The following is a 12,456-nucleotide window of genomic DNA, read 5'->3' as shown; positions in this document are numbered from 1 at the left end:
ACTCAAGGAAGTTTGCTTAGTTACTGGTATCATAAGGTAAATTTTTCGAATTCAAGAAATCAGCAATGAACGAACAAGAACAACTATTCCTCAAAGAGCTGGAAAGTAAGCTCTGGACAGCCGCAGACAAACTCCGTGCGTCACTCGATGCCTCTCAATACAAACATGCGGTGCTTGGCTTAATTTTCGTTAAATACGTGTCTGACGCCTTCATGTTGCGCCAAGAAGAGCTAAAACAAGACTTTGCTAATCCTGATCACGAGTACTTCCTCGATCCTGAAGGTTACACGGCTGAAGAACTTGAACAAGAAATCGCGATTGAGCTGGAACAGCGCGATTACTACAAAGAGAAAAACGTGTTTTGGTTGCCTACAGAATCTCGTTGGAAGTTCCTGCAAGACAATGGCCCGATGGTTATTGGTGGTGCCGATTTGGTTATTGATGGTAAAACGAAGAAAATCACGTCTGTTGGTCACCTGATTGATAATGCATTGGAGGGGATTGAGCGCGACAACCAGAAGCTAAAAGGTGTACTCAACAAGCACTACGCCGCTCTAAAAATTGATCAGTCAAAACTTAATGAGCTGATTAACCTCATCGCGACCATCCCATTCAATCATAAGTCGCTTAACAGCAAAGATATTCTTGGTCATATTTACGAATACTTCCTAGGCCAATTTGCTCTTGCTGAAGGTAAGAAAGGCGGTCAGTTCTACACGCCTGCATCAATCGTTTCGCTGATTGTTGAGATGATTGAGCCGTTTGAAGGCCGTGTGTATGACCCTGCAATGGGTTCGGGCGGTTTCTTTGTGCAATCAGAGAAGTTTATTGAGCGCCGCGCTAACCAAAAAGAGATTGACCCACTCACGCAAAAACAAAGAATCTCTATTTACGGTCAGGAATACAACTACACCACATGGCAGCTTGCTGCGATGAACATGGCAATCCGTGGGTTGGATTATGATTTTGGTAAGGAACCTGCCAGTACCTACACCAATGACCAACATCCTGATTTGCGTGCTGACTTCATCATGGCTAACCCTCCTTTCAACATGAAAGAGTGGAATACGGGTGTCGATGATAATGATCCGCGCTGGGTATACGGCACACCACCGTCGGGTAACGCAAACTTTGCGTGGATGCAGCATATGCTTTACCACCTAGCTCCTGATGGTTCTCAAGCCTTGTTACTTGCCAATGGCTCGATGAGTTCAACCACCAACAACGAAGGTGAAATTCGTGCGGCCTTAGTCGAGAACGATTTGGTTGAATGTATGGTTGCGCTTCCGGGACAACTGTTTACCAACACCCAGATCCCTGCTTGTATCTGGTTTTTAACCAAAAACAAGAAAGCCCGTACCGATAAATCAGGCCGAAAACTACGTGATCGTAAAGGTGAAGTGTTGTTTATTGATGCACGTAACCTTGGCTATATGAAAGACCGTGTGCTTCGAGATTTTACCCAAGATGATATCCAGAAAGTCGCTGACCTTTACCATGCATGGAAAACGGGTGCGGAAGTAAATGGTGTCGCTTACGAAGACCAAGCAGGCTTCTGTAAATCAGCAACGTTAGAAGAGATTAAGAAACACGATTTTGTGCTCACTCCGGGACGATACGTTGGTGCTGCTGAAGAACTAGATGATGGTGTTCCATTTGCTGAAAAGATGACTGTTCTAACCAGTAAGTTAAGTGAACAGTTTGCAGAATCAGCAACACTAGAAGCTGAGATCAAGAAGAACCTAGTGGAGTTGGGTTATGAGCTTTGAAACCGCGACTCTAGATTCATTGTGCGAACTTGTAGTTGACTGTCCTCATTCAACACCAAAATGGACTGATGAAGGGATTATTGTCTTACGAAATCAGAATATCAAAAATGGTGTTCTAGATCTTTCCGCTCCTAGTTTTACTAACGAAGAAGATTATCAAAAACGAATAAAACGAGCAGCCCCAAAAGCAGGTGATATCGTATTTACGCGTGAAGCCCCGATGGGTGAAGTATGCATGATACCAGAAGGCTTAAAGTGCTGCTTAGGACAGAGGCAGGTATTATTACGTCCAAAATCTGATGTAAATGGACAATATCTATTTTGGGCTTTGCAATCTCCTTACGTCCAGCAGCAGATAGCTTGGAATGAAGGAACAGGTTCCACAGTTAGTAATGTTCGAATTCCTGTATTAAAAGCCTTGAATATTCCTCGAATTGGCAATGAGGATATGGTTGCGAAGTCATTGTCTGATATTGCCTCAAAAATGGCGCTAAATACACAAACCAACCAAACCCTAGAACAAATGGCACAAGCTATCTTCAAATCGTGGTTTGTCGATTTCGATCCAGTTAAAGCCAAAATGAATGGCGAGCTGCCAGAGGGGATGGATGCTGCCACTGCCTCGCTATTCCCTGAAAAGCTAGTTGAGTCTGAGCTGGGTTTGATACCTGAAGGTTGGAAAGTAAGTTCACTATCTGAGTTGATTAAGTTAACTGGTGGGGGTACGCCTAAACGTTCAGAAGAGACCTATTGGAATGGTGATATTCCTTGGTTCTCAGTTAAAGATGTACCATCAGGAAGCAATGTATTTGTTGTTGATACCGACGAGAAGATTACGGAGCTTGGTCTAAACAAATCATCGACGAAGTTACTTCCGAAAGGAACAACAATTATCACGGCTCGCGGGACGGTTGGTAAGTTAGCCCTTGTTGGTACTGACATGTGCATGAACCAATCATGTTACGGAATTCGAGGTAAAGAGGTTGGTGATTACTACAACTACTTCAACCTTAAGGAAGCGGTAAGTACCCTTCAACGGAACACTCACGGAGCTGTATTCGATACGATTACAACTAAGACTTTCGATACATACTCATTAGCCTTTGGAGGTGTAGAGCTTGCCAATAGGTTTGATGATGTGATTGCACCTCTTTTACAAAAAATAGAATCGAATGTGCGTCAGAATATCGAACTTTCTGCTCTGCGTGACACTCTTCTCCCTAAGCTACTAAGTGGTGAGGTTGAATTCAATGAAGTATGAAGACTATTTTTCACTATTCCTGAGTATTGAAGAAGAACTCACTAAGTTTTTGTCGGTAGTCGATTATTCAGATAAGCACAAGAATATTTACTCTCATAAATTGGTATTGTTATTGCTACAGACTTGCCCAGTGATAGAGTCGTATTTGGTGAAGGTGGCGACAAGTTCGTACAGTGCGAAACAATCCAAACTTTGGGAGTGTGACATCAAGACCAAAATTTGGGATAAGAAAAACAAATCATCAGCTTTAAAGGTTGATGAAAATGGTAATCGCTGTATTGGTAACTTCCCTAAATTTGTTGGCGTTAACATTGAACTATTTAATATTCATGAGAAAGATATAGTTTTTTATCACTCAGCCAATTTTCAAAATAGAGACGCTGGACGGCATACAACCTACCGACCTTTTGATTCGTTTAAAGGCATGCTTACGCATAATCGGCCAGAATATAAGGATAAGTATTATCCTACAGGTTATACGGCACCAGTTTGGTGGACTTCATATAACAAAGTCAAACATGATTTCGGTCTAGCAAAGAAATCACATGTCAATTATAGAAATGTTATCGAAGCTATAACGGGTCTATTCTGTGCACTGGTCTTTTGTGAGCCTGATTTGAAGACTCTCGCGCAAGAGGGATTCTTTAAGGACGGAATGGTCAAAACCAAGTTCTTTGAAGCTCGCGTTGATGACTTCAACTCTAAATTGCTTTCCGACGAAGTTAAGTAACCCAATAGTTTAATCTGGAGGAATTCAGAGTTATGAGTAATTTTAATTTTCTAACAGACATCAACCCTGAATTAGCTCAATTTGGTAAAAGTGCAGAGCTGTATTGCTATGATGATAAGCAGGTGGTATTAGTGAAACTTAGGTGTTTTACTGAATTAGTCGTTGGGGAAATTTATTCACGTTTATCTCTAACCCCACCTGTTCGTGATGATTTATATAATCGACTGCGCAGCTACGAATTCAAGGATGTTGTCAGTGACAAGGGAATTTGGGCCAAGTTAGATGTATTGCGACATAAAGGTAACAAGGCTGCCCACTCTAGCAATGGTTCAGACGACATTTCCCTCAATGAAACACTCTGGTTAATCAAAGAAGCTTATTTAGTCGCCCGTTGGTATGCTCAAGCCATTCTCAATCAGCCTATCACTCCGCCAGAGTTTGTTGATCCGGTAAAACCTATCGATCAGACATCTCGCTTAGAAGCAGAGTTAGAGCGTCAACGTCAAGAACTAGATAAACGAGAAGCTGAATTAAAGGCCCAACTTACTGATAATAAAGATAAATATCAGCAACAGACGAATAAACTAATAGCTCAACTAGACAAAAAAAACGACACACTTTCCAATGTAAAAAAAGAGCAAGCACTATTACAGATTGAACTTGAACAAAAACAAAAAGATCTAGTCGCTTCACAACAAGCCTTCTTTGATTACAGGACGCGTGAAGAGTTTAAACAAGCTAGTATTTCATCCGCTTCAAGTATTGATCTTGATATGGAAGTGACGCGCCGAAATATTGATATATTTGATTGCTTTGAAGACATCAGTTTAACTAAAGGTCAAAACCAAATAGTTAAGCAAATAAATGAGTTTCTCACCGATACTAAACAAAATGTATTTTTACTTAATGGTTATGCAGGTACAGGTAAGACATTTATAACTAAAGGAATTACTCAGTATCTAGAAAAAATTGGTCGTGAATTCACTATTATGGCCCCGACGGGGAAAGCCGCGAAAGTGATATCAGACAAAACAATGCAACCTGCCAGCACTATTCACCGCGTGATATACAATTACGACAACGTGAAAGAGTACAAAGTTGACGGTGTGGAAGGGTCTGAAACTTATCGTTGCTATGCTGACCTTAAAGTCAATGTAGATACCGCGGAAGCTGTTTATATAATTGATGAAGCGTCAATGGTTTCTGACAGATATTCCGATGGTGAGTTTTTTCGTTTTGGAAGCGGATATCTATTAAAAGACTTGCTCAAGTACATAAATATTGACCACAACGAACATAATAAGAAAGTTATTTTTATTGGTGATAATGCACAGTTGCCGCCTGTAGGAATGAATACGTCACCAGCGCTAGATGCCAGTTACCTTAAAGAAAATTATCAAGTCGCTGTGGCTTCAGGGTACTTGACTGAAGTTCTTCGTCAAAAAGGTGATAGTGGTGTTTTGAACAATGCAGCCATGTTGCGTGATGGTTTAGAGCAAAATATCTTTAATAAATTGAAATTTGAAGTCAATGACCATGATGTATTTAATTTGACCTCGGAGAATCTACTTAGTACTTATCTAGACTCATGTGATAGAAAAGTTAGTCGTACAGGAGAAAGTATTATTATTGCTTCTTCAAACCGACAAGTAGCTGAGTATAACCGTTTAGTTAGAGAGTACTTCTTTACTGGTCAACAGCAAATGGTCGCAGGAGATAAAGTCATTTCGGTAGCAAATCACTATCGAGCAGACGCTTGTATTACCAACGGTGAATTTGGCATGATCAAGGAAGTACTATCTCCTCATTCTGAGTTGATTAGTGTTGTCATTAGCGTCAAAGGTGACACTGGTGACATGGTTAAGCGAAAAGTAAATCTGAGTTTTAGGGATGTGATTCTAGGCTTTCGCAACGACTATGGTGAACCATTCTTCTTTGAAGCAAAAATTGTAGAAAACCTACTTTACAATGATCAGCCTACCTTATCGTCAGATGAGCACAAAGCACTCTATGTTCACTTTTTAAATCGACACCCAGAACTGAGACGTAAAGGTAATGAACAAAAGCTTAAAATTGCATTATTGCAAGACCCTTATTTCAATGCTTTTAAAATTAAGTTTGGTTATGCCATTACTGGACACAAAGCACAGGGTAGCGAATGGAAAACGGTTTTTTTACAGTGTCAAACACACCAAAAAGCCTTAACTAAAGATTACTTCCGCTGGTTATACACCGCTATAACGAGAACTTCTGATACCCTGTATGTAATGAATCCACCTCAGTTGCGCTTAGGAGATGGAATGAAAATAGCAGGAGCGTATCAACCCAAAGCAGTAAGCTTCGACAATTCTGTTCCTGAAGACGTTGAGGTTGTACGACCAAGTACCGAAGCAACGAACTCAGTATCCACAGCGAAGTTTGATTTTCAGACTGACATCCCGCAACTTAAAAAGCTATACCAACTTGTTGATGCGTGTATTGAAGGTACAGGGATTGCTGTAGTGGATGTCCTTCATTATAACTATCAAGATCGTTACATCTTGCAGCGCGGGAATGAGCAGGCTTCGATGAGTTTCAATTACAAGGGGAACTGGAAAGTGTCTGGCGTAAAGAGCATTACTCAAGATGGGTTCGATGTTGAACTCATGGCTTTGCTTGGTCAATTAGAAGGTACTTTTCTTGATGTACCTGAGCCTTCAAAGGATACTCAGTTCCATTTTTCAGAGCCATTCTTAGAAGAGTTTTATCTAAATGTACTGGTTCAAATCAACAGTGTTGGAGCGGATATAAGCAAAATTGAATCTCGTTCATTTTGTGAAAGATATGCATTTGTTAAAGGCAATGAGTTGGCGGTGATTGAGTTTTGGTACAACAAGTCTAGCCAATTTACTAAAGTTCAACCTATGCCTCAGCTTAGCAATTCCACAAGGCTCATTGACGAAATAATATGTCAAATAGGTGTGCTTCTATGAATGAGCCAGCTAATCGTACAGTAAATAATTTGAGAAAGAGCGGAGACCTGCAAGGGGCTTGGGAGTTTGGTTTTCAAGCGTTGCAGGCAGCTCCCCAAGATACTTACTTGAAAGGTGCTTTATTTTGGGTGTGTTATGAGTTTCTTAAGCACCAGCTTGAAAATCTAAATAAGCGAGCGAGTTCTTCAAACAACTATCGTCCTACTGATTTTGAATTTGAGCAAATAGAGAACTTGCTGCAAACCATAGTAAATTTAGATATTGCTACTGGCGGCCTAGAGTACAAAATGCTGCTGGTTCAGTTTAAGAAGAGTTTGGAATGGTTTCCTACCTTGATTCACCTTGTGCTTCGACATCAAACTGTACTATTTGATGATGAGGCTAAAACACCTTTTCAAGCTGAAAAAGGTGAAGTGCCAAGTTTGATGCTCTCAACAGCACGCCAAGTGGCGAGTGCATGGCTTAGAGCACGAGAGTATTGGCATCTAGATCTTAACCAAGTGATGGCATTTATTAACCAAACACGCGAGCAAGCCTCTGACACTAAACATATGATGTGGCTTGATTACGACCAAGCGAAGTGCCTTGTTGTTGCGGGCCAATACGATCAGGCTCGCGAACTCATTCTACCCATTTTAAGAAAGAAGCAAAAAGAGTCTTGGGCTTGGGGAGCGTTGGCGGCTACCTATTCAAAACAAGATCAGCGTTTAGCAATGAAGTTTTTTGCTAGGGGAATAGTATCCGCACATGACGTTACTTTTAGTTTGCGTTTATTACAGGGAATTATTCCTTTATTACTTGCAAATCAACAGCAAGCTGAAGCCTCAATGTGCCTAAAAACGGCTATTGCGGCTTATCAAACTCATGGTTGGAAGCTAAAGCAAGAGTTAGAACAGCTATCTATGCAGCCTTGGTATGATTCTGGTGTCGATGAAAAGCAACTAAGTCCTTTTTTAAACTCTATTTCTCACGACGCTTTAAATTACTTGCATGGGCCGATGGAGAAGGTTGTTGCTATCGTAGAGAATATCCATAAATCCGGTAAAGGCTTTCAAGTATTCGTAAATAAGTCAACATCACTATCAGTTCGCATGGGGGTTCATAAAGGTAAGCAGAAACCTCAGGCTGGTGACTATGTTGAGCTATCCGTAGCGAGTGTTGATGGAAACAAAGAAGTAGTAGCATCCTCATCGTCCAAGCAAGTAGATATGGCTGATATTTCGTATGTAGAGGGTACGCTTCGAATAACACCCAAAGGCTTCGGATTTGTCGAGGATACTTTTGTTCCTCCCTTTGTTATAGGTAATTTAAAAAATGAATCAAAAGTCAGAGCACTCCGTATCATGAGTTGGGACAAATCTAAAGCTCGCCACAACTGGAAAGCTATTAAGTTAACGGAACTAAATTTTAATGAATGCTAAGTCGCTTTCCGGCGAAATCGAGTTAGGACAAGCTCAAGAATTAGCAGAGGTCGAATAATGGCAACCCGAGTAGAAATGATTATCGAAACGCTCAAGGCGAACCCCGACAAGAAGTTTACTGCTCGGGATTTAGCCAAAGAATTTGTGCTTCGATATCCAGAAGAAATCGCTGAGAAGCAAGCAAACCCGCGATACAACACCGAAGAAAAGCTTATCGCCCAGCTCGCGGCAGAAATTGGTGGGGAACGCACTGAAAGAGCGAAAATCGTTTGTCCTAATGTCGCCACTCGTGACAAACCAAGACCTCGGGTTTATTACTGGGAGCAGAAGCCTACATATGCTCATCAGGAAGATGATCTTAGCGATGCAGAAGAATCAGACATCGATACGCCTCTCGTGCCGCAAAGCTTAAGCGAGCACGATCTCTACCCAATGTTGATTGAGTACCTCAGCAAGGATTTGGGTCTTTACTGTCAGCGCATTGACGAGCGTAAATCTAAAAACTCTCATGGCAACGGTGGCAATCACTGGTTACATCCTGATGTGGTGGCGCTAGAGCCGCTCGACCAAGGTTGGGATGAAATTGTGAGAAGCTGTGTGCGCAGTGGGAATCACAGCTCAGTTCGACTTTGGTCTTTTGAAGTGAAGAAGCATCTTACCAAAGGCAATGTACGAAAATATTTTTTCCAAGCCGTATCGAATTCGAGTTGGGCCAATTTCGGCTACCTTGTTGCCACAGGCTTAAATAGCGACGTTGAAGGTGAGCTGCAAATGTTGTCGAGCTTGCACGGGATTGGCGTGCTGATTCTGGATACTGAATCTTTGTTTGATAGCCAAATACTCATTCCAGCTCAAGAGAGAGTCAACGTGGATTGGCAATCTGCGAACCGAATCGTCTCTGAAAATAGGGATTTCCACCATTATATTGAGCAGGTTGGCATTTATAACCAAACCGGACGGTTGATTAAGAGCGCATGGAATAAATAATAAGGATAAAGGCTTAATGATTACTGAAGACCAACTAGAACAACAATGCCTCGATTGGTTTAAAGAGCTAGGTTACCAATACCAAAATGGCTATGACATCGCACCAGATGGTGATACGCCTGAACGTGAAAACTATCAGCAAGTCACGCTACAGGCGCGTTTAGTCTCTGCCTTGGAAACCTTAAACCCAAATGTGCCCAGTGACACCTTAATCGAAGTGGCGAAAACTGTTGCCACGCCGCAAACGCCTGTACTGATTAAAAACAACAAACTCTTTCACCAATATTTAATCGAAGGTGTGCCTGTTGAATACTCGGTAATGGAGCAAGAACAATGGGTGACCAAGCATACTCATGTTCGATTAATTGATTTTGAGAACCGCGAGAATAACGAGTTCTTAGTGGTTAATCAGTTCACCATCACAGGCACCAAAGTCAATCGTAGACCAGATGTGATTGTCTTTATCAATGGCTTGCCAATGGCGGTCATTGAGCTGAAAAATCCAGCCGATGATCACGCCGATATTTGGAATGCTTACAATCAAATCCAAACTTATAAAGAAGAAATCGCTGACCTCTTTGTGTTCAATGAAGCGCTGGTCATTTCAGATGGATGGACGGCGCGAGTCGGCTCGTTAACGGCTAATAAAGAGCGCTTTTTGCCATGGAAAACCATCGAGGACGAAGACGACAAGCCATTACTCGAATTCCAATTAGAAACCATGGTGCGTGGCTTCTTTAAGCCAGAATTGCTGCTCGATTACATTCGCTACTTCGTATTGTTCGAAAATGATAGCGACAAGATCATCAAAAAAATCGCAGGTTATCACCAATTCCATGCCGTCCGAGCTGCTGTTAAGGCAACCGTCACGGCTGCCACAACGTCTGACCAAATTACTGAGCCACGGGCAAATTACGCCAATACCGTGGTGCCCGGAAGTAAAAAAGCGGGCGTGGTTTGGCATACTCAGGGAAGTGGAAAAAGCATTTCGATGGTCTGTTACGCAAGTAAATTGCTGCAACAACCAGAAATGAATAACCCAACCTTAGTAGTGGTGACTGACCGTAATGACCTAGATGGCCAGCTATTTAACACCTTTACGATGGCGCAAGAAACGCTAAAACAGATTCCTCTGCAGGCAGAAGACCGTGACTCATTGCGCGATTTACTGCTCAATCGTCAATCCGGTGGCATCATCTTCACTACTGTACAGAAGTTTGCTTTACTCGACGAAGAAATGGCACATCCTATCCTTTCTGAACGCTCGAATATCGTGGTGGTTTCCGATGAGGCACACCGTAGCCAGTATGGCAACAAAGCTCGCCTAGTAGATGTTAAAGACGAAGATGGCAACGTGGTTGATCAGCGTTATGTTTATGGTTACTCCAAATACATGCGTGACGCGCTGCCGAATGCCGCTTTTATTGGTTTTACAGGTACACCGATATCGATGGACGATAAAGACACTCGCGGTGTCTTTGGTGATTATGTTTCTATCTACGATATTCAAGACGCGGTCGATGATGGCGCGACAGTGCCAATTTACTACGAATCTCGCTTAGCCAAGCTCGATATCAATCAAGATGAAATTGAAGCGCTGAACGATCAGGTTGAAGAAGAAATTGGTGAAGACGAAGAAACCGCCAGCCGTGAGAAAATCAAATCACACTGGTCGGCGCTAGAAAAACTGGTCGGTGCCGAGCCACGCATCCAGCAGGTGGCAAAAGATCTGGTCGAGCATTTTACCACTCGTTGTGAAACCTTTCCGGGCAAGGCAATGATCGTTGCCATGAGTCGCGAGATTTGTGTGGATTTATACGATGCCATCGTAGCTATCAAACCCGAATGGCATAACGAAGATCCAAACAAAGGCACGATCAAAATCGTCATGACAGGCAGTGCCGCAGACAAAGCTAAAATGCAGCCTCATATCCATGATAAAAAGACCAAGAAGCTGTTCGAGAAACGCTACAAGGATACCGATGACGAATTGCAACTGGTGATTGTGCGAGATATGTGGTTAACAGGTTTTGATGCGCCTTGTTGTCATACCATGTATATCGACAAGCCAATGAAAGGTCATAACCTGATGCAGGCGATAGCGCGAGTGAACCGCGTGTTTAAGGATAAGCCCGGAGGTTTGGTTGTTGACTATATTGGTATTGCCAATGAACTTAAACACGCACTGAAGACCTATACCAACAGTCAGGGTAAAGGCAAGCCAACCGTTGATACCGCTGTAGCTTTCGCAGTCTTTATGGAAAAAATCGACGTAATTCGCGGTATGTTTGCCACGCCTGTTGATGGTGACATCTTCAACTATCGTCCGGATTTTGAAACCAAACCGCTGCAACTGCTTCCGGGAGCCGTGAACCATATCTCTGGTCTCTCACACCGCAACAGCAAAGGCGAAGCAGTTCGTGATGGTAAACGCCGCTTCCTTGATGTCATGGCTGCGTTGATGAAAGCCTTCTCATTGTGTAATACCTTGGATGAAGTTGATGGTTATAAGAGTGAAATCGCCTTTTACGGAGCGATCAAGACGGCCTTCTTAAAACACTCGACAGTTGATAAAAAGCGCAGTGATGAATTGCGTAATTCTGCTCTGCGCCAGATCCTAAACAATGCAATTGTGGCAGATGGAGTCGATGACATCTTCAAAACCGTTGGCTTAGATAAGCCCAATATTGGCTTGCTCTCTCCTGAGTTTTTGGAAGATGTTGCCAATATGAAAGAGAAGAATTTAGCCGTAGAACTGCTAGAAAAACTGCTGCGCGACGAAGTGAAAGCAAGAATGAAAAACGATGTGGTGCAAGAGAAAAAATACTCAGAGCGCATCATGGAATCACTGCGCAAATACCATAACCGTAGTATTGAAACCGCACAGGTGATTGAAGAGTTGATCCGCTGGGCGAAGGAAATGCAAGCCGATGCCGACATGATGGCTAAACTCAATCTCTCTCCAGATGAAATTGCTTTTTACCGCGCTCTGATCGCTAATGAAGCGTCAGTTCGCACCTTAGGTGATGATAACTTGCGCCAACTCGCAATTGAGCTAACCCACCAACTGCGTCAATCCGCTACGGTAGACTGGCAGAAACGAGAAAGCGTGCGTGCTCGGGTGCGCAACCTTGTACGTCGTCTATTGCGTCGCTGGAAATATCCACCTGATGCGGCTGAAGAGGCGATTAAGCTGGTTCTGGTTCAAGCAGAAGTGCTAGCTGATGGATGGTATAACTAGTAAATTACCACCTTCTAAAGAAGGTGGCTTTGTGTGAGCCCCCTAAAAGGGGGCCTTTGTTTAGTCCAGCGCCAA

At 42.6% G+C, this 12,456-nt stretch carries 7 protein-coding genes; all 7 read left to right on the top strand.

The window, feature by feature from the left end; translation table 11 throughout:
• The first annotated feature begins 65 nt into the window (after positions 1–65).
• From R7E78_RS18890 to R7E78_RS18860, 7 genes are read left to right on the top strand one after another with little or no spacing between them, the layout of a single operon-like run.
• Positions 66–1,769, top strand: coding sequence for a type I restriction-modification system subunit M (locus R7E78_RS18890; RefSeq protein WP_041154775.1), 1,704 nt, complete (start codon positions 66–68; stop codon positions 1,767–1,769).
• On the top strand, positions 1,759–3,030 hold the full coding sequence (locus R7E78_RS18885) for a restriction endonuclease subunit S (RefSeq protein WP_180758343.1): 1,272 nt from the start codon (positions 1,759–1,761) through the stop codon (positions 3,028–3,030). The genes R7E78_RS18890 and R7E78_RS18885 overlap by 11 nt, the downstream gene beginning before the upstream one ends.
• On the top strand, positions 3,020–3,760 hold the full coding sequence (locus tag R7E78_RS18880) for a hypothetical protein (protein WP_140202706.1): 741 nt from the start codon (positions 3,020–3,022) through the stop codon (positions 3,758–3,760). Before R7E78_RS18885 ends, R7E78_RS18880 begins: the two co-directional genes overlap by 11 nt.
• A gap of 32 nt (positions 3,761–3,792) precedes the next feature.
• Entirely contained in the window at positions 3,793–6,732 is a 2,940-nt protein-coding gene (locus R7E78_RS18875; protein WP_318058138.1) for an AAA family ATPase, read from the top strand.
• The gene (locus R7E78_RS18870) at positions 6,729–8,153 is read left to right on the top strand and encodes a tetratricopeptide repeat protein (protein ID WP_140202708.1); all 1,425 of its coding nucleotides are present in this window, start codon (positions 6,729–6,731) and stop codon (positions 8,151–8,153) included. The genes R7E78_RS18875 and R7E78_RS18870 overlap by 4 nt, the downstream gene beginning before the upstream one ends.
• Positions 8,154–8,210: 57 nt before the next feature.
• On the top strand, positions 8,211–9,140 hold the full coding sequence (locus tag R7E78_RS18865; RefSeq protein ID WP_029795723.1) for a COG2958 family protein: 930 nt from the start codon (positions 8,211–8,213) through the stop codon (positions 9,138–9,140).
• Between the two features lie 16 nt (positions 9,141–9,156).
• Positions 9,157–12,381 (top strand): type I restriction endonuclease subunit R, encoded by a 3,225-nt coding sequence (locus tag R7E78_RS18860; RefSeq protein ID WP_318058137.1) that lies wholly within the window; start codon positions 9,157–9,159, stop codon positions 12,379–12,381.
• Positions 12,382–12,456 lie beyond the last annotated feature (75 nt).

This window comes from Vibrio sp. YT-19(2023), from assembly GCF_033337395.1.
This window is presented reverse-complemented; position numbering and strand designations above follow the sequence as displayed.

Coding starts and splice junctions, on each gene's coding strand:
- R7E78_RS18890 (WP_041154775.1), top strand. CDS start 66: ATGAACGAACAAGAACAACTATTCCTCAAAGAGCTGGAAAGTAAGCTC.
- R7E78_RS18885 (WP_180758343.1), top strand. CDS start 1,759: ATGAGCTTTGAAACCGCGACTCTAGATTCATTGTGCGAACTTGTAGTT.
- R7E78_RS18880 (WP_140202706.1), top strand. CDS start 3,020: ATGAAGTATGAAGACTATTTTTCACTATTCCTGAGTATTGAAGAAGAA.
- R7E78_RS18875 (WP_318058138.1), top strand. CDS start 3,793: ATGAGTAATTTTAATTTTCTAACAGACATCAACCCTGAATTAGCTCAA.
- R7E78_RS18870 (WP_140202708.1), top strand. CDS start 6,729: ATGAATGAGCCAGCTAATCGTACAGTAAATAATTTGAGAAAGAGCGGA.
- R7E78_RS18865 (WP_029795723.1), top strand. CDS start 8,211: ATGGCAACCCGAGTAGAAATGATTATCGAAACGCTCAAGGCGAACCCC.
- R7E78_RS18860 (WP_318058137.1), top strand. CDS start 9,157: ATGATTACTGAAGACCAACTAGAACAACAATGCCTCGATTGGTTTAAA.